Raw genomic sequence first — 24,983 nt, forward strand, 5'->3', positions numbered from 1 at the left:
GCGCGGGGCCCGGTCAAGCGATCGCGCATAATCCATTGATTTGACACAGTATATCAGGACCGATTTTGCCGTTTTGTTCTTGTTCGGGAAGAACGCGGCGACAAGTGCCGCGACGCGCCCTATGCTCCACCGGGCCAATGCCTGACATGCCCGCCCTACCGTCATCGCCGTTTCCCGATCTCGCAACGGCACCCGCGTTGATCGCAGGGCACGGCGCGTGCTCGCTGCTGACGCCCGATGGCGAGCTGCTGGTCCCCGACCGGGCCGATCTGCCCGCGCTGTTGCGCACGCTGCCGCCGCCGCTGCTGGTCCACGCGCCCGCGACATTGCGCGGTATCGGCCTGACGCCGCCGGCGCCCCCCGGTCCGTGGCTCGATCTGCTGGAACTGTTCCTGTTCTGCCATCCCGGCCGCAGCGCCGCTCCCACGCCACGCGGGCTTGCGATCGCGCTGCAGGTTCCAGTCCCGGCCCGGCTGGAGGCTGACCTGCTGCCTGCCCTCGCCGATACCATGCTGGAAACATTGCGGGCACGCAGCGGCACGGCAGACGGCAAGCCCTTGCGCGAAATGCTGTCGGTGCTGCGCGCCGGTCGATGGCCCTGGGCCGGGATCGTCGCCGACGCCCTGGATGCGCCGGATCAGCCGCAACCGACATTCGATGCGCTCCGCGTCTGGCGCCGCCTGCCCAAATGGGAGGAAACCGCCCCGAGGCCCGCGCCGGGCAACCATCCTGTCGCCCCGGGCGATGCGCGGACGCGCCTGCGCCAGATCCTCGGACCCGATGCCGAGACCCGGCCGGGCCAGGCCGATTTCGCGTCCGTTGCCGCCGGCGCGTTCGATCCGAGGGAAGACGCGCTGGCGCCCAATATCGTTCTGGCTGAAGCAGGCACCGGGACCGGCAAGACACTCGGCTATGTGGCACCAGCCAGCCTCTGGGCGGAAATGAACGGCGGCGCGGTCTGGATCAGCACCTACACGCGCCACCTGCAGCGGCAGATCGATCAGGAACTGCGCAGACTCTATCCGGATCCTGCGATCCGGCGTCATGCGGTCGTGGTGCGCAAGGGCCGCGAAAACTATCTGTGTCTCCTGAACATGGAGGACAGCATCAACACGGTCCTGTCGCGCGGCGCTGCGGCCGGTGCCGCGCTCATCCCGCTGGCTCTGCTGTCGCTCTGGGCAGAGGTCACCAACGACGGCGACCTCTCCGGTGGCGACCTGCCGGGCTGGTTCGGCGAACTGTTCGGACGCGGCACACTGACCGCCATGGCGGACCGGCGCGGCGAATGCATTCATGGTGCCTGCCCGCATTACCAGACATGCTTCGTGGAGCACACGATCCGCCGGGCCCGTGAGGCGGACCTCGTGATTGCAAACCACGCGCTCGTCATGTCGCAGGCGGCCTGGAGCGCGGCCTCCGGCTCGGCGCCGCTGGCCGAGGACGCGGTGCCGACGCGTTACGTGTTCGACGAGGGACATCACGTCCCGGATGCCGCCGACAGTGCATTTGCAACGACCCTGTCCGGTCTCGAGGCCGCAGAACTGCGCCGCTGGCTGCTCGGCGCCGAGGGCAGCCGGTCCCGCGCACGCGGCCTGCGCCGCCGACTCGAGGATCTGGTCGCGACCGAGGCGAGCCTCGAAGCGCCGATGGATGCGGTGCTGCTTGCCGCCCGCGCGCTGCCTGCCCCGGGCTGGGCTACCCGGCTGGCGGATCGCGCGGTAGCCCATGCGCCACCGCCCGAACCGATCGAGGACGCGGAGACCGATGTGCCGCCGTCCACGCCTTCCAACCCGTTCACGGCTCTTCTGGCAGCCCCCCTGCCCGCACGCGGACTCGCGCCGGAACCGGCACCCAACAACCCGACGGAGGAGTTTCTCGCGGCCATCGATCGCGAGCTCGCCGCGCGCCTTGCCGGCAAGGACGGGCGCGCACGCCGAATGCTCGGCGGCGAGTGTGATCTTCACCCTGTGCCGGATGACGTGCTCGAGGCCGCGGCCGCCCTCTCCCGCGCGCTTGGGCGCCTGAGCACCCCGTTGCACACGCTCATACAGCGCCTTCAGGCCAAGCTCGAGGAGGACGCGGACGCCCTCGAGAGCAGTGAACGCGCCCGGATCGAGGCGCTGGTCCGAACCATCACGCGCCGCGCGATCGCGCCCGTCGACGCGTGGACCGCGATGCTGGATCAGGTCCCGGCCGAACGCGCGGCCGGCACCACACCGACCTATGTCGATTTCATCCGCGCCGATCCGCTGCCGGCCGTTCGTGGAGCGAGCCCGGCAGAGCGCGGCCACGACATCGGGCTGCACCGGCACTGGCTCGATCCAATGGCACCGTTCGCCGCCACGATGCAGGGCCCGGCGCATGGCATGCTCATCACATCGGCAACCCTGCGTGACCAGCCCGATACGGCGGGAAGCGACTGGGAACAGCCGGCATGGCGTGCGGCCGAGATGCGGCTCGGCATGCCCCATTTCGCGCACAAGCCGACGCGCGCAGCCCTGATGAGCCCGTTCGACTACGCGAAGCAGACGCGGGCGTTCGTCGTGACCGACGTGGCGCGCGACGATCCCGATTCGCTGGCTGCGGCCTATCGCGAGCTCTTCCTGGCCGCGGGTGGCGGCGCGCTCGGCCTTTTCACGGCCATTTCCCGTCTGCACGCGGTGCAGGAGCGAATCCGCCCTGCCCTGGAGGCGGCCCGTCTGCCGCTCTATGCGCAGCACGTCGATGCGATGGACAATGCAACACTCGTCGACGTCTTCCGCACGGAGCCGGACAGCTGTCTACTCGGCACGGACGCGATGCGCGACGGGGTGGACGTTCCGGGGCGCTCCCTGCGGCTCGTCGTGTTCGAACGGCTGCCCTGGCCCCGGCCCGACATCCTTCATCGCGAGCGTCGCCTGCATCTGTCGCGCCCGGCCGAAGACGGCCCGTCGGATGCTCTCTCGAAAGTCGAGGCCCAGCGCCTGTACGACGATCGCATCGCGCGGATGCGTCTGAGGCAGGCGTTCGGACGTCTGGTGCGCAGGGCGGACGATCGGGGCGCATTCGTCCTGCTGGACCGGCGCGCGCCCAGCCGGCTGTTCTCGGCCTTTCCGCAGGGCGTGTCGGTGCAGCGGCTCGGACTTGCCGATACGATCAGGGCAGTTGCAGAGTTCCTTGCCGCTTCCCCGTCGCACTGACGCTTTCAGGACCTGCCGTGCCGATCACCCAAAGGCCACTCCGCTTCAGCCTGCTTCTCGCATCCGCGATCGTCTCGACGTCCGTCGGCGCGCGGCCACATCATCCCGATATGCGACACGCGCACCCTGCATCTGCCTCGCCGGGGCCCGCGCTTCCGGCCGGCGTGTCGCCCCAGATGAGCGCGGCCGATCTTTCCGCGCTCCTCGCACAGGGCAAGATCACGTCCGACCTCGTTCTGGCCATGTATGCGCACCGCATCCGCGCGCATGACGACGCCGTGCATGCAATTCTGGCACTGAACCGTGGCGCAGAGACCGATGGCGCGGCCGCGGGCACAATCGGGCCGTTCCATGGCCTGCCGGTTCTGGTCAAGGACAACATCGAGACGGCCGATCTGCTCCCCACGACCGCCGGTTCGCTCGCACTGGCTGCCAACCTGACGCATCGCGACGCCTCGCTGGTCGCCCGCTTGCGCAAGGCGGGGGGTGTCGTGCTCGGCAAGACGAACCTGTCGGAGTGGGCCAACTTCCGGTCCGATCGCGCGTCCAGCGGCTGGAGCGCCGTGGGCGGCCTGACCCGAAACCCGTGGGACACGACACGCACGGCCTGCGGTTCGAGCGCCGGAAGTGCCGCTGCCATCGCCGCCGGATTCGCGCCGCTCGCGATCGGCACCGAGACGGACGGCTCCATCACCTGCCCTGCCGCCATGAACGGAATCGTCGGTCTGAAGCCCACAGTGGGGCTGGTGTCGCGCACCGGGATCGTGCCGATTTCCGCAAGCCAGGATACGGCGGGGCCCATGGCGCGGACTGTCCGCGATGCCGCCCTGTTGCTGAACGCGATCGCGGGCACCGATCCGGCCGACCCTGCCACGAAAGAAGCAGATCGCCGCCGGGTCGATTACCTCGCAGGCCTCAACCCTGACGCCCTGCGCGGCAAGCGCATCGGGGCATTACGGTTCGCTGAAGGTCAGTCGCCTGACGTCAGGGCCCGCTTCGATACTGCGCTGGACGTGCTGCGCGCCAAGGGCGCCACGATCGTCGATATCGCGCATTATGACACGCCGACGCTGGGCGACGACGAGATGACGGTGATGCTCTACGAGTTCCACGATGGGCTTGACCGCTATCTCGCCCATACGCCTCCGGCGGTCGCCACACGCAGCATGGCATCCGTCATTGCCTTCGATCAGGCTCATGCCGCGCAGGAAATGCCCTGGTTCGGGCAGGAACTGATGGAACGCAGCATCCGGACAGGCCCGCTGACCGACGCAGCCTATATTCAGGCCCGCGACCGCGCCCGCCGGGTCGCGGGCCATGACGGGATCGACGCGATGCTCGCGCGCGATCATCTGGACGCGCTTGTCGCGCCAACGATCGGGCCGGCCTGGGTCAATGACCTCGTCAATGGCGATCGTCCGGGCGACAATACCGGCGCAGGGTCGCTTGCCGCCGTGGCAGGTGATCCGCATCTGACGGTTCCCATGGGTCAGCTGAAGGAACTGCCTGTCGGGCTGTCATTCATCGGTCCGGCATGGTCCGAGGCGCGCCTGCTGGCGCTGGGATACGCTTACGAGCAGGCGCGCGGCCCCTGGCAGCCGCCACCCGCTTATCGCTGAGCCGCCTTCTGTGACGGATCGTCGCCTGGGTTGACGTAATGCATGCTGAACGGCCCCGTGCCCGCGACTTCCAGAACCGCAGGACCGCCGTCGGTTGCAACCGCATGCGGCGTGCCCTGGGGCAGATGCACGAATGCGCCGGGTTTGAGTGCCTGACCATGTGCGGCATCCATCGCAGGTCCGATATAATGGCGCACATGCCCTGAGATGACCGTCAGGGCCTCGTCGGAGTCGTGGATGTGCGGCGCTATGACGCTATGGGCCGGCATCATCGCCCGGATCACGAAGACGCCTGGCTTGCCCGGATCGCCCATCATGGTGGCGAGCATTACCCCTTTGGGGAAATCTGGCGGCGCCGGCTTCCAGTGAACGGAGGTTGGACCTGGAATGACGCTTGCGGCCGTACCGCTGTCCGGCTGGGCCATGATGGGCGTTGCCGTCAAAACTGCGACGAGTGCGATCCATTTCTTCATGCAGGCAATCCTTCCATGGAGACGTGCTTACGGCCCGTTGCGCGGAAGGTTCGCCGACGACCCCTATGTCCCATGATGGACCGAAGGAGCGGGATCCGATGAAACTTTACGGCGCGCCGGGATATGGCTCGGCAATCACGGAAGGCATCCTGGCTCTCGCCGGCATTCCGTTCGACTATGTTGACGTGTCCGGGTTCGAGACGCCCGGGCCGGCTCGGACGCATCTGTACGTGGTTAATCCGCTGGGGCAGGTTCCGGCCGTCGTTCTGGATGACGGAACGATCCTGACGGAAAGCGCTGCCATCGCACTCTATTTTTCCGCCGGCCGGCCCGATCTGGCGCCCCAGCCCGGACATCCTGACCACGCACGTTTCCTGCGTCTTCTGGTCTGGCTGGTGGCCAACGTCTATCCCACATTCACGTATGGCGATGATCCGGTCCGATGGACGCAACAGGCGCCGGACGAGCTGCGCGACAGCACGGACGACTATCGCCTCCGGCTCTATGCGTGGCTCGAAACGCAAATTGCCGGTCCGTTCGTGTTGGGAACCACGCCGGGCATTCTGGATATCTATCTGTCCGTCATGACGACATGGCGTCCGCGCATGGCATGGTTTTCCGCAACCACCCCGAAGATCGCGGCCATCGCCACCAGAACCCGCGCGCTCGAGATCCTGCAGCCCATGGTCGTCCGCAACGGGTTCAGCGACGACTGACGGGCGACGACTAGGGCATTCCCGAGCCAACGCCGCCCTGTCCGACGCCCGGGCCGGGACCGCCAGGGGCGGTTGCGGTATCGGCCGGGCGCCCGGCCATGGCCGGAGAGGCCGCAACCGGCGGGTCGGACGCTTGTGTGCATGCTGCGAGAACCAGCAGCGACGTTGCTGCCAACAGGCCAACAGCTCTGTTCATGGCACCGGACCTTCCATTTCTGGCAAGACCGCCAACCCGGCTGCGCTCGTGTCGCGCAGACGACGTTGCGGTGCAGCAAGAACTCGATGATCCGATGCAAGTTGCGCCCGCCTTCCTTGCACAAGCAAAAGGCCGTGCCTCCTTGCGGAGACACGGCCTCATGAAAGCACTTGAGTCGCGCATGTCTGCGCTCCCCTACGGAAGCGCAGAAGCGGTTACGGACTTCAGAAGTCCATGTCGCCCATGCCGCCCATGCCGCCACCCGGAGCGGCCGGAGCCTTCTTCTCGGGACGCTCGGCCACCATGGCTTCCGTCGTGATCAGCAGGCCGGCGACAGACGCCGCATCCTGCAGGGCCGTGCGGACAACCTTGGTCGGGTCGATGATGCCGGCCGCGACCAGATCCTTGTACTCGCCGTTCTGCGCGTCAAAGCCCTGGTTGTAGTCGTTCAGCTCGAGCACCTTGCCGGCGATGACCGCACCGTCTTCACCCGCGTTGAACGCGATCTGACGCAGCGGTGCCTGCAGGGCCTTGCGGATGATGTCCGCACCGACGCGCTGGTCGTCGTTCTGGAACTCGAGATGACCGAAAGCCTTGGACGCACGCGCCAGGGCCGTGCCACCACCGGGAACGATGCCTTCCTCAACCGCGGCGCGGGTCGCATGCAGCGCGTCGTCGACGCGATCCTTGCGCTCCTTCACCTCGACCTCGGTCGAACCACCGACGCGGATCACGGCAACGCCACCGGCGAGCTTCGCGAGACGCTCCTGCAGCTTCTCACGGTCGTAGTCCGAGGTGGTGTCCTCGATCTGCGCGCGGATCTGGTTGCAACGGCCCTTGATGTCGTCGGTCGAGCCAGCGCCCTCGACGATCGTGGTGTTTTCCTTCTCGATGTGGATCTTCTTGGCGCGACCCAGCATGTCGAGCGTCACGGTCTCGAGCTTGATCCCGATATCCTCGGAAATCACCTGACCGCCCGTGAGGATCGCGATGTCCTCGAGCATCGCCTTGCGACGATCACCGAAGCCCGGCGCCTTGACGGCGGCGATCTTCAGGCCACCGCGCAGCTTGTTGACGACCAGGGTCGCCAACGCTTCGCCGTCGACGTCTTCCGCCAGGATCAGCAGCGGACGGCCGGACTGGACGACGCTCTCGAGCAGCGGGAGCATCGGCTGCAGCGAGGAGAGCTTCTTCTCGTGGATCAGGATGTAGGGGTTATCCAGATCCGCCGTCATCTTCTCCGTGTTGGTCACGAAGTACGGCGAGATGTAGCCACGGTCGAACTGCATGCCCTCGACGACGTCGAGTTCGGTGTGCAGGCCCTTGGCCTCTTCCACCGTGATCACGCCTTCCGAGCCGACCTTCTGCATGGCCTGCGAGATCATCTCGCCGATCTCATGCTCGCCGTTCGCGGAGATCGTGCCGACCTGGGCCGTCTCGGCCGGGGTCGTGATCTTCTTGGTGTTCTTCTTCAGCTCCTCGACAACGACCTTCACGGCCTTGTCGATGCCGCGCTTCAGATCCATCGGATTCATGCCGGCGGCAACCGCCTTGGCGCCCTCACGGATGATGGCCTGCGCGAGCACGGTCGCGGTCGTGGTGCCGTCACCGGCCGTGTCGTTGGTCTTCGAGGCCACTTCGCGCACCATCTGGGCGCCCATGTTCTCGAACTTGTCGGCCAGCTCGATTTCCTTGGCGACCGACACACCGTCCTTGGTGATGCGGGGCGCGCCGAAGCTCTTGTCCAGGACCACGTTGCGGCCCTTCGGACCGAGCGTCACCTTCACCGCGTCGGCAAGGATATCCACGCCGCGCAGCATGCGCTGGCGCGCGTCGGCGCCGAACTTAACGTCTTTAGCAGCCATGATTGTCTTCCTTTTCGAGGATTGCGATCGAGATCAGGGATGGAGGCTGGCTTTTCAGCCGCCGATCACACCCATGATGTCGCTCTCCTTCATGATCAGCAGCTCTTCGCCGTTGATCTTGACTTCGGTGCCCGACCACTTGCCGAACAGCACCTTGTCGCCAGTCTTCACGTCGAGGGCGACAACTTCGCCACGCTCGTTCCGCGCACCGGGGCCGACCGAGACAACCTCGCCTTCCATCGGCTTTTCCTTGGCGGTGTCGGGAATGATGATGCCGCCGGCAGTCTTTTCCTCGCCCGTGAGGCGACGGACGACCACGCGGTCGTGAAGGGGACGGAAATTCGCCATTATGGATCGCTCCATGTTCAAGGCGGCGTCCTTGACGTAAGCAACGCCGCCGGGGTTCGCGTGCGCCATGCCACAGCGCGTTAGCACTCTCCAGCCGAGAGTGCCACGGACGTAGGAGCTGACCCGCCCGAAGTCAAGCTTTTGCTGCGGACGAACGACCGGCTCCGGGGCGACCACAGGGTTGACGCAGGCCACACAACGCCCACCCTAGAATCCGGTATTCACTGCGACAGGGAGCCTCGACATGGGCCGGTTCATCTCGCTCAAGGCCGACGATGGCCACGAATTCTCCGCCTATGAAGCCGGGGATCCCGGCGCCACACGTGGACTTGTTCTGGTTCAGGAAATTTTCGGCCTTACCTCCTACATCCAGGCCACATGCGATCGCCTGGCCGAACAGGGCTACCACGTGATCGCCCCCGCGCTGTTCGACCGGGCACAGCGCGATGCGGACCTGCCGTATACGGCCGAGGGCGCTTCCGAAGGCATGGCGCTGCGCGGGCAGATCGCGACCGAGGACACGTTGCGCGACATCGAGGCGGCAGCATCGGCCCTCGGCACGAAACGACGCGGCATCATCGGTTTCTGCTGGGGCGGCCTGATCGCATGGCTGACCGCGACACGCACGCGCGCCGTGCATGCGGCCGTCGGCTGGTACGGAGGCGGCATCGCGCAGGTTGCCGAGGAAAAGCCGCACTGCCCGGTGCAGCTCCATTTCGGCGGCGCCGACACGCACATCTCTCATCTGGATGTCCAGACGATCCGTTCGGCGCAGCCTCATATCGAATTGTTCGTCTATGACGATGCAGGCCATGGATTCGGCTGCACCGATCGTCCGGATTATCAACCCGATGCGGCCGAGCTTGCCTTTGCACGGAGCCTTGCCTTTTTCGACGCCCATCTCTGAAGCATCCGGAACCGTATCTCGGCCCGTGACTTACTCCTGACACGACGGGTGTCCTCTCGATGCTCGGCCTCTGGATTGGAGAGACGGGCATGAAGGCGCTGACCTGGCAGAAAAAGGGCAAGATCACGTGCAAAAGCGTGCCTGACCCCAAGATCGAGGATGGGCGCGACGTCATCATCAAGGTGACCTCGTGCGCGATCTGCGGTTCCGATCTTCATCTGCTGGGCGGCTTCATGCCCACGATGCAATGCGGGGACGTGCTCGGCCATGAAACCATGGGTGAAGTCGTCGACGTCGGCCGCGACAACACGAAGCTGAAGGTCGGCGACCGCATCGTCGTCCCCTTCACCATCAGCTGCGGCGAATGTCGCCAATGCAGGTGGGGCAACTGGAGCTGCTGCGAGCGCACCAACCCGAACGGGAAAATGCAGGCCGAGACATTCGGCTACCCCTTGGCCGGGCTGTTCGGATTTTCCCATATCACCGGCGGCTATGCCGGGGGGCAGGCGGAATATCTGCGCGTGCCTTATGCCGACGTCGGCCCCATCAAGATTCCGGACGGCATCGAGGACGAGAAAGTCCTGTTTCTCTCAGACATTTTCCCGACCGGCTATCAGGCCGCCGAATATTGCGAGATCACGCCGGAAGCCGAGAAGACGATCGCCATCTTTGGCTGCGGACCTGTGGGACTGATGGCCATCCGGTCCTGCTTCCTCCTGGGTGCGAAGCGTGTGATTGCCATCGACACCGTTCCGGAGCGGCTGGCCATGGCGCGTGCGAGCGGCGCCGAGACCATCGATTTTCAGGCTCAGCCCATTCAGGAGACGCTGATCGAGATGACCGGGGGCCTGGGGCCCGATGCCGTGATCGAAGCCGTTGGCATGGAATCTCATGGCGCCGATACGCAGGCGCAGAAGATCAGCAGCGCGATCATGTCAGCCGTGACCACGCTGGAACGTCCATTCGCGCTGAACCAGGCGATCCTCGCGTGTCGTCCGGGCGGCATTCTGTCCATGCCCGGCGTCTATGCCGGGCCCGCAGGCCCGATCATGGTCGGCGTGCTCATGAACAAGGGTCTCACGCTGCGCACGGGGCAGACGCATGTGCAGCGCTACCTTGAGCCTCTGCTCGGCAAGATCATGAATGGCGACATCGACCCTTCCACCATCATCAGTCACCGGTCCGCCAATCTTGAGGACGGCCCGGCGCTGTATGAGAAATTCCGCGACAAATCCGATCACTGCACGAAAGTCGTTTTCCATCCGCATGGATGATTTGCGGCATTGCGAGTGAACGACGGCCGTCGGGGCCGCGTTGGCGTGCTGTTCCCGGGCGCATGGCCCGGGATAGTCATCAACGTGCTCCGGAGGCCCATCATGTCCATCAATCCCCTGCAGGCAGATCCCGCGCGCGACGCTGCCATCAAGGCCAAGGCACGCGAACTCTGGCAGTCCGAAGGCGCGCCGGATTGCGGGCCCGACGCCTACATGGACCGGGCGACCGATCTGGTCGGTATGGAGGAAAGCGGCCCTACCGGTCTGGAAAATGTCTCGGACCTGCCGCCGCCCGAGCTTGCCGACGTGCAGGTCGAGGATGCCGCCATTCAGGAAAATCTGGGTGAAGCCCCGCTCATTGGAGCCGACCAGGGCGAGAAGCGCGAGACACCGGCGGCCACACGTGAGGAAGCAAACAGGCTTGACCACGATCCCGTAGCCGAGCATGGGACGCCCGGACAAGCCCATCCGGACGCCTGACGAACTGTCACTTCATGACAGTTTCCGTTTTTGCTCCGTGAAATATGTGTTATGTAACAGCCGAAAACGTTAATCTGCGGCATACAAACCAAAACGGAGCATGAACGAGGCTCGCCGTGGCAACGCCGGGCCTCACCGGCCACGCATGAATGAACAGACACCGATCATAGCACCTCCGTCTCCGACGGAAGATTTGGATCGGGATCGGCTCCCCCTGCCCATCGTGCATACGCTTGCCGATCGTCCGCTGAACATCTGGCCGTCGGATACCCAGGCCGATTTCATTATCCACGCGCTCGACAGCGCAGCGATCGTGGCCATCACCGACCCTGCGGGCCAGATCACGTTCGTCAACGCGCATTTCGTCGCCATCAGCGGCTACACCGCAGACGAACTGATCGGCAATAATCACCGAATGCTGCGCTCGGGGCATCATCCGCGCTCTTTCTTCCGCCGGATGTATGCGACCATCACCAGCGGACGCGTCTGGCGCGGGGAGATCTGCAATCGCCGCAAGAACGGCACCCTCTACTGGGTCCACACCACAATCGTTCCGCATTGCTCGGCCGATGGCGAAATCGAGCATTATGTCGCCATCCGCTTCGATATTTCGGATCGCAAGCGGATGGAGAACGACCTGCTCGCCAGCCGCGCCAAACTGCACTGGGCGGTCAATATCGATGCCCTGACCGGACTTTCGAACCGTCGGGCCTTCACGCGGCATCTGTCGACATGGCTCGAACAGGCCAGAGACGACGGATCATCCGTAACCCTGGGGCTCATCGATCTCGATCATTTCAAGAACATAAACGACTTTTACGGACACGATGCGGGCGACGCCACGCTGCGGGCGATCGCCGAACGTCTCCGGCGCTTCGAGACGCCACGGCGGGCTGCAGCACGACTGGGCGGAGACGAGTTCGCAATCGTCTTCCTGGGGGAGACGGAAGACAATGTCCGGCGCGCGATCGACGATCTTCTCGCCGCCATCCGCGATCCCCTGGTGTGGAACGGCCTGACGCATCGCTGCACGGCCAGCATCGGCTACGCGACAGCGCCGCATGACGGCATGCTGGAGAGCGAACTGTTCAAGGGGGCGGATCTCGCGCTGTACCATGCCAAGGCAGGCTTTCGAAACCGCGCGCAGAAATTCACGCCTGCCTTTACGCAGGCGCTCGATCGGCGGATGGCACAGCTGAACGAGGTCGAGATCGGGCTCGCAGAGGATCAGTTCCACCTGCTCTACCAGCCGATGGTCCCGGTTTCACCGGACGACGCGCCATCGCTCGAGGCGCTTCTGAGGTGGAACCACCCGCTCTACGGCGAACGCACGCCCGATCACTTCAGGGATGCCTTCGAGGATCCGGAAACGGCGACCCAGATCGGGGATTTCGTGCTCGCGCGCGCCGTGGAGGATATCGGGCGCATCATGTCCTCGGGCGTGACGTTCGGCCATGTCGCCATAAACCTGAGCGGCCTCGACTTTCACAGGCAGAGCGTCGCCTACCGGCTGGATCGCCTCCTGCGCGAACACGACGTCCCGCGTCACAAGGTCTGCGTGGAGGTCACCGAGGGCGTTTTCTTCGGCAAGGGGTCGGAAAACATCCGCCGCGAACTCGATCGCCTGCACGAGTTCGGTTTCGAGATCGCGCTCGATGATTTTGGAACGGGTTTTGCTTCGCTGACACATCTGCGGCAAGTGCCGTTCGACATCATCAAGATCGATCGGAGCTTCACGCGCGGCATTACGGAAGCCGGGGCGGAAGCCACGATCGTCCACGGGATCATCGACATCGTTCGGGGTCTGGGACGACGACTGGTCGCGGAAGGCGTCGAAACGCGCGATCAGGCCGACATCCTGGTCGATATGGGATGCGACATTCTGCAGGGGTGGCTGTTCGGCCGCCCCTGCCCTGTTCATGCGCTGCCTGCGCTGTTCAAGCAGCTCGAGACGCAGCGCCTTTAAAGTAAGCGCCCCGCAACGGCATCGAGCTTCGCAAGCAGTGCCGGATCGCGCCGGTCGGGTGCCGTGATGAGTGCGTGCTCGAGCGCGCGATCGCAACCCGCTTCACAGGCGCCGCGTCGCTGACCCAGCCTGGGGATGGCAGCCCGGACAAGGGCACGCGCACGATCCGCATTGCCCTGCATCACCTTGACGACGGCATCGACGCTCACGCTGTCATGCTCGGTGTGCCAGCAGTCGAAATCCGTGACCATGGCGACCGTCGCGTAGCAGATCTCCGCTTCCCGGGCGAGTTTCGCCTCCGGCATGTTGGTCATCCCGATGACCGAGCAGCCCCAGGAGCGATAGAGCTCGCTCTCGGCGCGCGTCGAGAACTGGGGGCCTTCCATGACGAGGTAGGTGCCGCCACGCGTAACGTCGAAGCCGAGACCGCGGGCCTGCGCTTCCAGCGTGTCACCCATCCGTCGGCAGACGGGATCCGCCATCGAGACATGGGCGACGCATCCGGTGTCGAAGAAGCTCTTCTCGCGGGCGAACGACCGGTCGATGAACTGATCGACGAGCACGAAATGGCCGGGCGGAAGCTCCGCCTTGAGCGAGCCGACAGCCGAGAGCGAAATGATGTCCGTAACACCTGCGCGCTTCATCGCGTCGATATTGGCGCGATAGTTCAGACGCGATGGCGGGATCGGATGGCCACGACCATGACGCGGCAGGAAAACGCAGCGCACGCCGGCGAGCCTGCCGAACAGAAGCGCGTCGGATGGCGCACCCCACGGCGTTTCGATCTGGCGCCACTCGCGGTCCTCAAGGCCGTCGATCTCGTACAGACCCGAGCCTCCGATCACGCCGATCACGGGCTCGATCATGTCCGTTCCATCCCCTGCCATCACCGCCTGTTCCCTTTTCCCGCGTGGATCAATGCCCCGCAGGAACACCAGATCGACCCCATTCGCAAGCCACAAGCCTTGTCAAAGCGCCATTTTTGGCGCACCCAGACGGCCCATGACCGAACCGAATTTCCGGACACTGACCCGCGCGGACGTCGCGCATGACGCGCTCAAGACCGAAGCGGAGGCCTGGTTCGTCCACCTTCGCGACCAGATCTGTGCTGCATTCGAGGCGCTGGAAGACGAGGCGGCGGCCCGGGACCTGCCGCACCTGCCAGGCAGCACCGCTGCCGGTCGCTTCGAACGGACGGCCTGGTCGCGCGAGGCGCAGGCGTGGGAGCCCCCGGGTTCCAGCCATGGCGGCGGCGTCATGTCGGTCATGCGCGGGCGCGTGTTCGAGAAGGTCGGCGTGAACGTCTCGACCGTCTGGGGAACGTTTTCCCCGGAGTTCCGCACCCAGATCGACGGCGCGCAGGAAGATCCGCGCTTTTTTGCAACGGGTATTTCGCTGGTCGCACACCCTGCCAATCCGCATGTCTGCGCTGCCCATTTCAACACGCGCCTCATCGTCACGACGAAGGGCTGGTTCGGCGGCGGCGGCGACATCACGCCCATGTTCCCGCAGTCGGCCGAAGCGCAGGAAGACGCCGCCGCCTTCCATGCCGCCTTCGCACGTGCCTGCGATGCGCATGATCCGGGCTACTATCCGGAATTCAAGGAGTGGTGCGACCGCTACTTCTTCCTGCCGCATCGCAACGAGCCACGCGGACTGGGTGGCATCTTCTTCGACCGGTTCCATCGCGGCGCGGTCGAGGACGATTTCCGCTTCGTTCAGGATGTCGGTCGTGCGTTCCTTGAAGCCTATCCGCCGGTCGTGCGGGCCCGGATGAGCACCCCCTGGACGGATGCCGAACGGGACGCTCAACGCGTTCGTCGCGGGCGCTATGTCGAGTTCAACCTGTTGCACGATCGCGGCACGACCTTCGGCCTCAAGACCGGCGGCCACGTCGATGCGATCCTCATGAGCATGCCGCCGGACGTAAAATGGCCCTGAAACGCCGTCCGGACGTTGACGCGCAGGTCATGATCACGCCGTAATTGGCGTGCCATATCCACTTCGCCGGCCACATCGGCCCACCGCGAAAACCGCGTCTCGCAGGGCGTGTCGCACCATGAGGTCATCCATTTGCCGCGCATGCCACGGCCTTTTCCAGCTCCCGGACCGACCGGGCACTCCGAACGGCGCGATGTGCCCGGGCAAGGCGTATCCCGCCGGCGCCTGATGCTGGCCGGGCTCCTTGCATTGCCGGCCCATGCCCTTGCACGCGCGGCCTGGCCTGCCGATGACGGTGCGCCGTCCTATGCGGACGATGCCACTGTCGGCGGACCGCCGGCCCTTCTCGTCGGCGGCAGTGCCGATACCGGCCCGGCCCAGCTCGCCGGTGTCCTGGCGCAGCCGCTCGCCCGCTCTCTCGGGACGGCAGGCACATTGGGCATCCGACAGGACGCAGGCCAGGACGGCGTGACAGCCGCGAACCAGTTCGACACGAGCACCGAGGCTGAGGTTGCCTCCGCCCTGTTGATCCCGGGTGCCGCGCTGATCGCGGCCCTGACAGGCGATCAACGGGTTCATTTCGACTACAGCCGCTGGGTGTCGGTTATGGTGGCGCAGACGCCGGTCGTGACCATCACGCGCAATGAACTGCACCGCACGCTTCGCGCGCGAATTGCCGGTGCGTTCCATGACCATCCCGTCCGGATCGGCGTGTCGCGTGCAACGGGCGTCGAACTGGCCAGTGTTCTGGGCCTGTCCCTGCTCGGCCTGCACTCGGTCCCGGTCCAGGGATTTGCCGAACCGGCTCAGGCCATTGCCGCCCTGAATGACGGCACGGTGGATGCCATCCAGCTCAGCCCGGATCCGGGCGAGGATCTTCGCGGCCTGATCGGACGCCTGCCAACCGGTTCCGCGCCCCTGTTCTCGTTCGGCGCAGGCAATGCGAGCACGGTCGCGCCCGGCTTTGCCGAAACCTACATGGCACAGCGCCAGCGCACGCCCGGCGGTCCTCTCTATCAGGCGTGGTGCGCCGTTGCGGCCGGGGCTGCCATCGATTCAGCGCTCGTGCTGCCAATGCTGACCCCGCCGACGACCGTCGCGCGCTGGCGTCGCGCCGCAGTCCTCGCCACCGAGGACAATCGGGTCCGCGACTGGACAGCTCATGCACAGCTGACGCTTAACGCTGGAGACAACAGCGCCGCCGCGCTGGCGGCCTTGACGCCAAACCTGACGGCCGTTCTTGCACTTCGCCGCTGGCTGGCCCTCAACGAGCCACGTTGGCGGATGAGGCAGGAAACACGACCGATTTGAATGACGGACCGGTCTCCGACGTCAGACGATCCCGTCCACGATGACGCAGGGCCGACCCCGCGAGCATTGTTCTATCCGTGCCCGCACGTCGTAGGCCTTCCGCAGCATGTCGGGAGTCACGATCGCAAGGCTCGGCCCCTCCCCCAGCAGCCGACCTTCACACAGGACTACCGCATGATCTGCATGCTGGAGTGCGACGTTCAGATCATGCAGGACGATGACGGTCACGAGCCCGCGTCTGCGGGTCTCCCCCTGTACGAAATCCATGACGGCGACCTGATGATGCAGATCGAGCGCGCTCAAGGGCTCGTCGAGCAGGAGGACCTGCGGACGGCGGACAAGAGCCTGCGCGAGGCCGACCAGTTGCCGCTGGCCGCCCGACAACGCGTTCATCTGGCGAAGAGCGAGCTCTCCGATGCCCAGACGATCCAGCAGGGCAAGCGACTCGGCCAGCGCGGTTGCCGTGTCGACCCGCGCGCCACCGGCCTGACGCGCGACCATGACGGCCTCGAGCACCTCCATGGCAACGGTGGGCGGCAGTGTCTGCGGCAGATAGGCGCAGAACCGGGCGCGTTCCCGGGACGCCATCCGATCGAGCCCATGCTCGCCCAGCCATATCGCCCCGCGTGCGGGAAGCAGACCGGCCAGCGCACGCAGAAGCGTTGATTTTCCCGACCCGTTCGGGCCGAGCAATGCGGTTGTCGTCCCGGCAGGCAGCGGACCGAGGGAGATATCATGCAGCACCTCCTGCCGTCCGAAACTCACGGCGAGATGCTCGACGCGGAGCGATGACAGCGTATCCGGCATGTGCGTATGTGCCCGCGAATATCCCGTCATCTCGATCAACTGCGCACCCTGAGCACGATTGCCAGGAAGAACGGGATGCCGACCAGCGCGGTGACGATGCCCACGGGCACCACCACGTTGGGCACGATGTTCTTGGCCGCGATGGATGAGAGCGACATCACCAGCCCTCCCACAAGGGCCGCTGCCGGCAGGTAATATCGGTGATCCTCACCCACGAGGCGTCGCGCGATATGGGGCGCGATCAGGCCCACGAACCCGATCGTGCCGACGAACGACACGGCGAGAGACGCAAGCACGCTGATCCGCAGCAGCGACGCGATGCGCGCCCGGCGCACATCCACGCCAAAGCTTGCAGCCCGGTCCTCTCCGAGACGCAAGGCCGTCAGTGCCGGCGCCGCCCGAAGCGACAGCGGCGTGATCACGAGGGAGGCGCAGGCGAGCACACCGACCTTGGGCCAGTCGGCGCGGGTCAGGCTGCCCATTGTCCAGAACACGAGGTCCTGCAGACTGTCCTCGTCCGCCACGAACTGGACCAGCGACACAAGCGCATGGAATGTGAAAACCAGCGCGATCCCGAACAGCACGACAGTCGCCGTCGAGCTTCCGCGCAGGCGGGCCACGAGCTCCAGCATGACCGCCGACGCGATTGCAAAGCCAAACGCATCGGCCGAGACGATCCACTCCTGCGGCACGAACGGCAGACGCCAGTTCAGGACGATGGCCAGCGAAGCGCCGAATGCCGCTGCGGCCGAGACACCGAGCGTGAACGGGCTGGCAAGCGGGTTGTCGAGGATCGTCTGCATCTCTCCGCCGGAGATGCCCAGCGCGAGCCCGACGAGCACGGCCATCAGCGCATAGGGCAGCCGGATCTGCCAGACGATGACGTGCTGTGGCAGCGGGACAGCGCCCGGGTTCAGCAGCGTGCGTGCAAGCTGCAGAGGCGTCAGCCGCGCCGGACCGAGCGAGAAATCCAGCGTGACGGACGCGACGATCAGAACGGCAAGTATGGCCAGCACGATCCAGCGACGACGCACGAGACCTGCATAGGCGGAACGCACACGTGCCAGTCGCTCGGCAATGCGTGGATCGGCACGATAGGCCGACAGATCATCCGACGCGGAACACGAACTGTCAGAACCTGCCATGTCGAGAGCCGGTTGCGCTGCATGATCCCGCGCCATCAGGGATGATCCGAGATCCGCAAGTCGCTTTGTCGCCTCACGGCCGGAGACATAGTCGTCGCACGAACTCCCGTTTCGGCGCGCTGACTGGCGCGGGTTCCGTGGGTATTCAGAGTCATCGCCGGTTCCTTGCCAGCGTCCAGGATACGCTTGGGTGCAGGGGCCGTATTTCTCTCGCCGGCGACAGTGACATGACGCAACCGTTCTTCGGTGCGTCGGGCTCGACGCCGTTATTCACGATAGTCCCTCGCACACCTCAATCGCCAGCCTCCTATCCCGTGCATACACTACGGGCCTTGGCCGGAATGCTGGCAAGTTCAGTGGCAATCTGCCGGCTCCATAGCACCATATGATTCCAGCCATTCCGCGAACGCCGATAAGAAATTATGGACGCGACAGACCGCGTTCCGATGCGGCTTCAGAAGATCGAAAGCGCTTTCGCGCAAACAGGCTCCCCGACCTGAGCACGGCAATACCGGAGCTGACGGGCAACGGGAGAGCGCAAAAGCGATCAGCGCGGCCGACCTGCGCGTCGCAACAGAATCCGCACCGAGCCCTGATTGCGGGTATGCGGATGCACGACAGCCAGGATCAGCGGCCCCAGATCCGGCCGGTCGAGCCAGTGCGGCAGTTCGCGTCGCAGCACCCCGCCTTCGGCGCCTGAACCGAGACCGGTCACGATTTCCACGCATCGCACGCCGTCACGTGCCGCCGTCAGCAGGAACCGATGCAGACGTTCGAACGCCGATTGTGCCCGATGCCCGTGCAAATCGAGCCTGCGCTGCACACGCATTGTCCCGCGCGACAGTGCCCGCCAGCTCGTATCATCAAGTCCGGGCGCGCGATGACCGATGGAGGGCACCACGGGTCTGGGCGGGGCGACCGGGTCCGGCGACCAGGGCGGCGGAAGGCGGGGCGCGCGGGCCGGGGCTGATGCGGGGGGCGCTATCGCGGCCGTCGGATCAGGAACAGGCGTCACGGGTTTCGACCGAGCGCGGCGCAAGGGCTGAACGTCGCGCATCACCGCGTCCCAAAGGAGCGTCTCCTGCTCCGATATCGTGCGCCGCGCCACCTGTTCGTCGTCCTCCGCCCTGCTCTGGACCGCAGGACGACACCTTCCCCTGGCCACACGCGAAACGCATGCACGATCAGCCTAGAACAGGCGGGCGCAGGGATCAAAGCGCGCAACGATCCTGCGGCCGCATGGTGTCGAACATCGCTGCCGCGAATACGGCTACGGCACTCGTGCTGCTGCGACCATTTTTGCCGAAACCGTTTTTCCTGTGACTAGAGCGGTAGTAGCGCCTCGCAACGAAGGACCAAGCATCGCACAGGGTCACGAGGATGGTCGCGGTTCGATGGCCGCCCGCCATGCTCGGCCTCGCCCATTCGGGCTGCACAAAAAAAGGCCGACCTTCCGGTCAGCCTTTTTCGCCTGATCAGTCATCAGAAACGACAGATCGGCGGCAGGTCGCGCCGGACTCCGAGGCCCCGCGGACCTGCCGCCCATTTCTTTTCCCCGACCGATTACTGCGGCACCGCCGGCGCGGGCGCCGCCTGTGTCGCGGCCGCCTGATCCGGGGCGCCGAGCGGAGGCTCCGGCGACACGTCCGGAAGAGCGACGCCGTGATACTTGCCGGTCAGCGTCTTCAGGAACGCCGTGATGTCGTCCACGTCCTGGTTCGAGATGTCATGATCCGGCGTCTGGTAGCGTGCCATTTCCCGCACGGCGTCCGGCAGTGTCTTGACGCTGCCATCGTGGAAATAGGGCCCTGTCAGCTCGACGTTGCGCAGGTTGGGCACCTTGAAGCGCTCCAGATCGGCCTTCGCGTGGGTAAAGGCGAACCGCCCGGCATCGGCTGCGGTCAGGGGCGAATGGCGGTCGTCGAAATACGGCCCCTCAAGGCCGAGGATCTCGAACGCATCGCCGCCGACCGCGATTCCGCTGTGGCAACCCGAGCAGCCGATCTCCTTGAAGCGCTGATAGCCGCGCTTTTCCTGCGCCGTGATCGCGTGGCTGTCGCCCTTGAGATACAGATCGAACCGGCTGTCCGGCGTGATCAGCGTCTTCTCGTATTCCGCGATCGCATCCGTCACCGTGTGCTGGTTGATGTCCGGGCTGCCATAGATTGCCGTGAACCGGTCATTGTACCCTTCTTCGGCACTGACGGCAGCCGCGACCGCGTTCCAGTCATGCGAGCCCATCTCGACCGGGTTCATCACGGGACCCGCGGCCTGACCGGCCAGATCGGCGGCGCGGCCGTTCCAGAACTGGGCGATGTTGAACACCGAATCATACACGCTCGGCGTGTTGATCGGCCCCTTCTGGCCATTGATGCCAGTGGCCGTCACGAGACGGTCGACACCGCCTGTATTCAGGCCATGGCAGCTTGCGCAGTTCAGTTGCCCGTTGCCTGAAAGATGCTTGTCGAAGAACAGCGCGCGGCCCAGCTCGGCCTTCCGCCAGTCGACCGGCAGGCTTTCCGGGATCGGCTGGATCACGTCGCCCGCGAACTGCGGTGCCACGCCCGGCGTCGCGTAGTAGCGGCGGCGCTGGTCCTCGATCCACGACAGGATGTCCGCTCGCTGATGCTCCGACAGATAGGCATGCCAATGCAGCGTGAGATAGGCCCAGGGCGGCATCCGGTTCTGGGAGATGACCTCCTCGATCCGGGACAACTGCTCGACCGAAGGCGGCTTGCCCTGCTGGAAGGCCACGATGATCGGCTGGAACTGGAAATGGCGCTGCCCCTGGGTCAGGTCACGGGCCATGATCGTGTTGGCCAGCGGCAGATTGAAATAGAACGGCAGCTCGGCCGACGTCTTGGCCGTATGGCAGTAATCGCAGCGGACTTCCTGAAAAGCCGCGAATGCCTTCATCGAGATCGGGTCGTGAAGCGACGGGCTGCCTGCCGGAATCCGTGGCGCACCCTCATGATCGAAATGTTCGAGGTAGAGACCCGTGCCGCCATAGGCCACGATACCCAGCGCGACGACGCCGCCTAACACTCTTTTCCACGCCGAACCCGCCAATGCTGCATCCCCCTGTTCAAAATCAATCGCGATTTCGTGAGATGTGCATGATTGTAGTGAACGGGGTCAAAACATTCCTGCCTATGATCGCAATCGGCGATACCGATTATTCACGTGCGATCACGGCACTCAGTCTCTCGCAGGCAGTGCGGACGTAACCGAGATCGCAGTCGATCCCGATGCCATGCGCGCCGATCAGCTCGGCGGCCAGCAAGGTCGTGCCTGTTCCCATGAACGGGTCGAGGACCACGGAACCCGGGCCTGCGCCGTGCAACGCGAGGCAGGCTTGCGGCAGTGCCACCGGGAACGTGCCCGGATGATCGAATTTCTGCCGCTTCGCCTGCACCGTCTCATAGGGGATGAACCACGTATCCCCTCGGCAGCGCCGATCCTGCGCATGACCGCGCCGGACGATGTTGGACTTGTCCGTGAACGGCACGCCGGCCGCGATGCGCGCCAGTCGCACATCTCCCTGATGCGTCAGGTGAAAGACATGCTCGTGATTGCGATTGACGAAGCGGTGCGAGTTGACCGGCTTGAAATGCCCGTGCGTCACGTCGTCGATCGCGATCGATTTCACCCAGGTGATGTGGTTCTGCAGGGCGAAGACAGTTCGCAGACGCACCATGAGTTCGAACGGCAGCCACGGCTGAGAGGACGATCCGGCGATGTTGAGAAAAAACGATCCGCCCGGCTTCATGACGCGCGCAATCTCGCCGCCAATTTCGGTCATCCAGTCGAGATAGTCGTCTTCCGTCCGGCGATCCCGGTAGCTCGTGTAGGCCAGCCCCAGATTATAGGGCGGCGATGTCACGACGACATCGACGCTTTGCGCCTCCATCCGGCGCAGGACCCGGAGCGTGTCACCCCGGATCAGGACATGCGGCCCGAGCGCACGGCGGACCGTACGCGGCAGCGCAGGCGCCTTCGCCTTCACTGATCCTGTGCGGAAGCGTCGGTTGCCGCCGCCGTATGCGCGACTTCCGCACGGCGCGGCAGCAGCAGGACCATGCGTCCGCCGGCATGCAGATTGCCTGCGACAGCCTGTGCCTGCGGTCCCCAACCCGTATAGAGATCAGCCCGCCCGGCACCGTTGATGTCCGTGCCGAGATCCTGCGCAAGCGTCAGATGGTGCCACGCACCACCCATTCCGCCCTGGGTCGGCAATGTCGTCTCGACCCAGACCGGCAGCCCGAGCGGCATGACCGAACGGTCGACAGCCAGGGAGCGCCCGGGCGTCAGATCGATGCCGAACGCACCTGGCGCGCCTTCGGTCGGCCCGACATCATCCAGGCGTCGGAAGAACACGTAGTTCGGATTACGCTCCATCTCGGTGCGCGCCTGATCGGGGTGCGCCGTCAGCCAGTCTCGGATCGTCTGCATCGAGACCTGATCCGGCGGCAGCTGATTCTCGTCCACCAGCAAGCGCCCAAGCGGCACATAGGGCTGGCCGTTGCGCCCGTCATAGGCAAGGCGCAACGTGGATCCGTCAGGCAGGACGACCCTGCCCGCACCCTGGATCTGCAGGAAAAACAGGTCGATCGGGCTGGCCAGCCAGACCAGCTCAAGCCCTTGTCCGTCGAGCGCGCCGGCATCGATCTGCGCACGGGTCGGGAACGGCGCGAACTGACCGTTGACCCATTGCCCGACGACCACCCGTCCGTCTGTCGCATGGGTCCGAACAAGACTGCGCGGCTTCGCATAGACGGGCGTCTGATACACACCGCCGCGTGTAAGAGCGCCGCGCACTTCCGGTTCGAAATAGCCGGTATAGCGGGCATCGGCTTCAACCTCGTAGGGCGCGAACCACGTCTCGATCAGCTGCCGTGCGGCAGCGCGTCCCGGCTGCACGGCAGCTATCGCGGCACAGGCACCCGACCAGTCGGACGAAGTCGTGCCCGTGTGGACGATCGAAGGGTCGCCGCCGAGACGCGTGGCAGGCGGCAGACGCGCAAGATGCGCGCACTGGGCCCGGAGCATGGGGATCATCGCCTCCGGCGACTCGTCCGACCAGCCGTTGAGCTGCGCGTAATCGACCGGCTGGAGCGAAAGCGGCTGCGACGTCTGGGAACAGGCGGCGAGCAGTCCGATGACGGCAAAGGCGAATCGTTTGGGGATACGGATCATCAATCGACAGGATGTGGCGACAGGAAGAGGCGGTGAAGTACCACCTTCATGCGGCCTTCGCCAGACCAGGAAACACGCGCGTCAGGCCGCCCGCGCGCTCGCCAGACGCCACAGCGATTCCGGCGCGTCGGGTCCGGTCAGACGCTCGAAACGCCACAGATCGGAAAATTCCGTCACGGCGTCCGTGCCCGACACCGGCTGGTTGTCCGCGCCGTTCAGCAGGCTGATCTGCTGGGAGACGATCCGGACATCCACGGTCGCGACCGGCAGGGCGCGGCTGTCCTCGGCCGCCGGACGGGAAAGCGCGGCGTCGTCGATCGCCATGCTCAGGATGCCGCGAATTTCGCTGCGCTGTGTTTCGCCGGCCGCCTCGCGCGCGGAGATGGCCGAGTCGAAGGCAGCGTAGGCATCATTGGTCAGAAAGCGACGCAGCCGGTCACGATCGCCCTGGGCAAAGGCCACGACGACAGTCCGGAACGTGCCCGCGGCCTCACGCAGGAAGGTCGATGCATCGAAATGGCGGTCGAGCTTGCCGATCTCCGTCAGAACCTGACCGATGCGGGTCGAAGGCGTGGGAATTTCAAAAGCGGGATCAGGCTGACTTTCCAGGGCCGGGCGGACCGGCTGCGGACGCGGCCGCGCATCGACTGGCATCGATCGGATCGCCACCACCGGCTGGGCGCCGCCACGCCGTCCGAGAACGGTGCGCAGTCGCCAGCCCAGCGCCACCGCTATGCCCGCAAAGACGACGATATCAATCGGAAAGTTGTGGAGCATGTCGGTCATCGGTCGGGCCACGGCAGAAGAGTGAAAAAGGCAAGCGGAACGGACAGAACATGCTGTCGCTCCCGCCGCGAAGCGCATCCCACACATATGGTGTAGACCATGGGCTCACAACGTTGCATCGGCCGGAATACCGCGATGATGCCGAAAATATGTCGTCGCAGGAGGTGGTCACGCTGTCAGTGATCCTCGCATGAAGCCGAGTGGCGGCTTCTCTGATTAGCCCTGTCACGCATCGAGGCAGACTGGCGCTATTTCGACCGTGGTACCGACTCGTCAATCCTGCCGCGCAGCGGGTTTCGGCGCTCATGCCGCCGGGCGCCGGTTCGCTTTCCTTCGCCCATCCAGGTTGCGTCCGGTGGCAAACACGCTCGATCGCATGTCCTGAGGTGCGACCGGCTGACGATGGTCAGGGTGCCGATGAACGTTTGACCGAGAATATCTCTGCTTCGCACCGTCATGCGGATCCGGGCGTTCAAACGAGCCGAATATTCTCGTCGCTGTGCCGATTGGTCATCGAACGGCCTGCTGATCCGGGCACGATCCGCCGGACATGATTACGGGGCGCCGCCATCTTGTCCTCTTCCTGGACGGATGCTGCCTTCCGGACGTCGCTCCACGGAAAATCCGGAGAAATTCGAAAGTCTGGATTGCCGGTCATCGGTGCATCTGCGGAATCCGCATGCGTCGCCCGTCACGAAGGCGGACCGTACCCGATCGAAGGGCGAACTTTGCGTCCGATGGAGGTTCGCAGACGTTGTGGCGGCACTTCCCCGC

21 protein-coding genes are annotated in these 24,983 nt (G+C 65.2%); 9 read left to right on the forward strand and 12 right to left on the reverse strand.

What is annotated here, in order from left to right:
* The first annotated feature begins 146 nt into the window (after positions 1 to 146).
* Together B8446_RS06070 and B8446_RS06075 are read left to right on the forward strand one after the other, a co-directional pair.
* Entirely contained in the window at positions 147 to 3,179 is a 3,033-nt protein-coding gene (locus tag B8446_RS06070; protein ID WP_048848401.1) for an ATP-dependent DNA helicase, read from the forward strand.
* Positions 3,180 to 3,196: 17 nt separating this feature from the next.
* A complete protein-coding gene (locus tag B8446_RS06075; protein WP_241767658.1) occupies positions 3,197 to 4,798 on the forward strand; it encodes an amidase in 1,602 nt (533 codons plus the stop codon).
* Here the strand turns inward: B8446_RS06075 and B8446_RS06080 are convergent.
* Positions 4,789 to 5,271, reverse strand: a complete 483-nt coding sequence (locus tag B8446_RS06080) for a cupin domain-containing protein (protein ID WP_084712119.1) — start codon at positions 5,269 to 5,271, stop codon at positions 4,789 to 4,791. The two genes, B8446_RS06075 and B8446_RS06080, sit on opposite strands and share 10 nt — an antisense overlap.
* A gap of 98 nt (positions 5,272 to 5,369) precedes the next feature.
* On the opposite strand from B8446_RS06080, the gene B8446_RS06085 reads away from it, so the two are divergent.
* Entirely contained in the window at positions 5,370 to 5,987 is a 618-nt protein-coding gene (locus tag B8446_RS06085) for a glutathione S-transferase family protein (RefSeq protein WP_048848406.1), read from the forward strand.
* A gap of 10 nt (positions 5,988 to 5,997) precedes the next feature.
* Here B8446_RS06085 and B8446_RS15995 read toward each other — a convergent pair whose 3' ends face one another.
* From B8446_RS15995 to B8446_RS06095, 3 genes are all read right to left on the reverse strand, one after another.
* A complete protein-coding gene (locus tag B8446_RS15995) occupies positions 5,998 to 6,183 on the reverse strand; it encodes a hypothetical protein (protein WP_148505871.1) in 186 nt (61 codons plus the stop codon).
* A 224-nt stretch (positions 6,184 to 6,407) separates the two neighbouring features.
* The gene (gene groL, locus B8446_RS06090) at positions 6,408 to 8,048 is read right to left on the reverse strand and encodes a chaperonin GroEL (protein ID WP_048848286.1); all 1,641 of its coding nucleotides are present in this window, start codon (positions 8,046 to 8,048) and stop codon (positions 6,408 to 6,410) included.
* 54 nt (positions 8,049 to 8,102) lie between these two features.
* A complete protein-coding gene (locus B8446_RS06095; RefSeq protein WP_206742554.1) occupies positions 8,103 to 8,396 on the reverse strand; it encodes a co-chaperone GroES in 294 nt (97 codons plus the stop codon).
* Between the two features lie 244 nt (positions 8,397 to 8,640).
* On the opposite strand from B8446_RS06095, the gene B8446_RS06100 reads away from it, so the two are divergent.
* The 4 genes from B8446_RS06100 (at position 8,641) to B8446_RS06115 (ending at position 13,023) form a co-directional block, all read left to right on the forward strand.
* Positions 8,641 to 9,303, forward strand: a complete 663-nt coding sequence (locus B8446_RS06100) for a dienelactone hydrolase family protein (protein WP_048848287.1) — start codon at positions 8,641 to 8,643, stop codon at positions 9,301 to 9,303.
* 89 nt (positions 9,304 to 9,392) lie between these two features.
* Positions 9,393 to 10,577, forward strand: a complete 1,185-nt coding sequence (locus B8446_RS06105) for a zinc-dependent alcohol dehydrogenase (protein ID WP_048848408.1) — start codon at positions 9,393 to 9,395, stop codon at positions 10,575 to 10,577.
* Between the two features lie 102 nt (positions 10,578 to 10,679).
* Positions 10,680 to 11,057 (forward strand): hypothetical protein, encoded by a 378-nt coding sequence (locus B8446_RS06110; RefSeq protein ID WP_048848410.1) that lies wholly within the window; start codon positions 10,680 to 10,682, stop codon positions 11,055 to 11,057.
* Positions 11,058 to 11,280: 223 nt separating this feature from the next.
* The gene (locus B8446_RS06115; RefSeq protein ID WP_158507530.1) at positions 11,281 to 13,023 is read left to right on the forward strand and encodes a putative bifunctional diguanylate cyclase/phosphodiesterase; all 1,743 of its coding nucleotides are present in this window, start codon (positions 11,281 to 11,283) and stop codon (positions 13,021 to 13,023) included.
* On the opposite strand, the gene B8446_RS06120 is transcribed toward B8446_RS06115, so the two are convergent.
* Positions 13,020 to 13,889, reverse strand: a complete 870-nt coding sequence (locus B8446_RS06120; RefSeq protein ID WP_199484053.1) for an S-methyl-5'-thioadenosine phosphorylase — start codon at positions 13,887 to 13,889, stop codon at positions 13,020 to 13,022. The genes B8446_RS06115 and B8446_RS06120 overlap by 4 nt on opposite strands.
* Positions 13,890 to 14,025: 136 nt before the next feature.
* On the opposite strand from B8446_RS06120, the gene hemF reads away from it, so the two are divergent.
* Together hemF and B8446_RS06130 are read left to right on the forward strand one after the other, a co-directional pair.
* The gene (hemF, locus tag B8446_RS06125) at positions 14,026 to 14,964 is read left to right on the forward strand and encodes an oxygen-dependent coproporphyrinogen oxidase (protein WP_048848289.1); all 939 of its coding nucleotides are present in this window, start codon (positions 14,026 to 14,028) and stop codon (positions 14,962 to 14,964) included.
* A gap of 228 nt (positions 14,965 to 15,192) precedes the next feature.
* A complete protein-coding gene (locus tag B8446_RS06130; RefSeq protein WP_048848291.1) occupies positions 15,193 to 16,275 on the forward strand; it encodes a hypothetical protein in 1,083 nt (360 codons plus the stop codon).
* 21 nt (positions 16,276 to 16,296) lie between these two features.
* On the opposite strand, the gene B8446_RS06135 is transcribed toward B8446_RS06130, so the two are convergent.
* The 7 genes from B8446_RS06135 to B8446_RS06165 form a co-directional block, all read right to left on the reverse strand.
* Positions 16,297 to 17,112, reverse strand: a complete 816-nt coding sequence (locus B8446_RS06135; protein WP_241767659.1) for an ABC transporter ATP-binding protein — start codon at positions 17,110 to 17,112, stop codon at positions 16,297 to 16,299.
* A 5-nt stretch (positions 17,113 to 17,117) separates the two neighbouring features.
* The gene (locus B8446_RS06140) at positions 17,118 to 18,227 is read right to left on the reverse strand and encodes a FecCD family ABC transporter permease (RefSeq protein ID WP_048848415.1); all 1,110 of its coding nucleotides are present in this window, start codon (positions 18,225 to 18,227) and stop codon (positions 17,118 to 17,120) included.
* A gap of 547 nt (positions 18,228 to 18,774) precedes the next feature.
* Positions 18,775 to 19,335 carry a Smr/MutS family protein gene (locus B8446_RS06145; protein WP_048848294.1) on the reverse strand — a complete coding sequence of 187 codons (561 nt, stop codon included), beginning with the start codon at positions 19,333 to 19,335 and terminating at the stop codon, positions 18,775 to 18,777.
* A gap of 455 nt (positions 19,336 to 19,790) precedes the next feature.
* Positions 19,791 to 21,296, reverse strand: coding sequence for a cytochrome-c peroxidase (locus B8446_RS06150; protein WP_048848296.1), 1,506 nt, complete (start codon positions 21,294 to 21,296; stop codon positions 19,791 to 19,793).
* Between the two features lie 106 nt (positions 21,297 to 21,402).
* On the reverse strand, positions 21,403 to 22,212 hold the full coding sequence (locus B8446_RS06155) for a DNA-methyltransferase (RefSeq protein ID WP_048848417.1): 810 nt from the start codon (positions 22,210 to 22,212) through the stop codon (positions 21,403 to 21,405).
* Positions 22,213 to 22,229: 17 nt separating this feature from the next.
* Positions 22,230 to 23,423, reverse strand: a complete 1,194-nt coding sequence (gene mltA / locus B8446_RS06160; protein WP_048848298.1) for a murein transglycosylase A — start codon at positions 23,421 to 23,423, stop codon at positions 22,230 to 22,232.
* 81 nt (positions 23,424 to 23,504) lie between these two features.
* The gene (locus B8446_RS06165; protein WP_048848301.1) at positions 23,505 to 24,209 is read right to left on the reverse strand and encodes a Tim44/TimA family putative adaptor protein; all 705 of its coding nucleotides are present in this window, start codon (positions 24,207 to 24,209) and stop codon (positions 23,505 to 23,507) included.
* Between the last annotated feature and the right edge of the window lie 774 nt (positions 24,210 to 24,983).

Source organism: Tanticharoenia sakaeratensis NBRC 103193, assembly GCF_000963885.1.
GTDB classification, from domain to species: domain Bacteria; phylum Pseudomonadota; class Alphaproteobacteria; order Acetobacterales; family Acetobacteraceae; genus Tanticharoenia; species Tanticharoenia sakaeratensis.

What these genes read in the sequence shown, in the direction of transcription:
- B8446_RS06070 (WP_048848401.1), top strand. Translation starts at nt 147, where the DNA reads ATGCCCGCCCTACCGTCATCGCCGTTTCCCGATCTCGCAACGGCACCC.
- B8446_RS06080 (WP_084712119.1), bottom strand. Translation starts at nt 5,271, where the DNA reads ATGAAGAAATGGATCGCACTCGTCGCAGTTTTGACGGCAACGCCCATC.
- B8446_RS06085 (WP_048848406.1), top strand. Translation starts at nt 5,370, where the DNA reads ATGAAACTTTACGGCGCGCCGGGATATGGCTCGGCAATCACGGAAGGC.
- B8446_RS15995 (WP_148505871.1), bottom strand. Translation starts at nt 6,183, where the DNA reads ATGAACAGAGCTGTTGGCCTGTTGGCAGCAACGTCGCTGCTGGTTCTC.
- groL (WP_048848286.1), bottom strand. Translation starts at nt 8,048, where the DNA reads ATGGCTGCTAAAGACGTTAAGTTCGGCGCCGACGCGCGCCAGCGCATG.
- B8446_RS06095 (WP_206742554.1), bottom strand. Translation starts at nt 8,396, where the DNA reads ATGGCGAATTTCCGTCCCCTTCACGACCGCGTGGTCGTCCGTCGCCTC.
- B8446_RS06100 (WP_048848287.1), top strand. Translation starts at nt 8,641, where the DNA reads ATGGGCCGGTTCATCTCGCTCAAGGCCGACGATGGCCACGAATTCTCC.
- B8446_RS06105 (WP_048848408.1), top strand. Translation starts at nt 9,393, where the DNA reads ATGAAGGCGCTGACCTGGCAGAAAAAGGGCAAGATCACGTGCAAAAGC.
- B8446_RS06110 (WP_048848410.1), top strand. Translation starts at nt 10,680, where the DNA reads ATGTCCATCAATCCCCTGCAGGCAGATCCCGCGCGCGACGCTGCCATC.
- B8446_RS06120 (WP_199484053.1), bottom strand. Translation starts at nt 13,889, where the DNA reads ATGATCGAGCCCGTGATCGGCGTGATCGGAGGCTCGGGTCTGTACGAG.
- hemF (WP_048848289.1), top strand. Translation starts at nt 14,026, where the DNA reads ATGACCGAACCGAATTTCCGGACACTGACCCGCGCGGACGTCGCGCAT.
- B8446_RS06130 (WP_048848291.1), top strand. Translation starts at nt 15,193, where the DNA reads ATGCTGGCCGGGCTCCTTGCATTGCCGGCCCATGCCCTTGCACGCGCG.
- B8446_RS06135 (WP_241767659.1), bottom strand. Translation starts at nt 17,112, where the DNA reads ATGACGGGATATTCGCGGGCACATACGCACATGCCGGATACGCTGTCA.
- B8446_RS06140 (WP_048848415.1), bottom strand. Translation starts at nt 18,227, where the DNA reads ATGGCAGGTTCTGACAGTTCGTGTTCCGCGTCGGATGATCTGTCGGCC.
- mltA (WP_048848298.1), bottom strand. Translation starts at nt 23,423, where the DNA reads ATGATCCGTATCCCCAAACGATTCGCCTTTGCCGTCATCGGACTGCTC.
- B8446_RS06165 (WP_048848301.1), bottom strand. Translation starts at nt 24,209, where the DNA reads ATGACCGACATGCTCCACAACTTTCCGATTGATATCGTCGTCTTTGCG.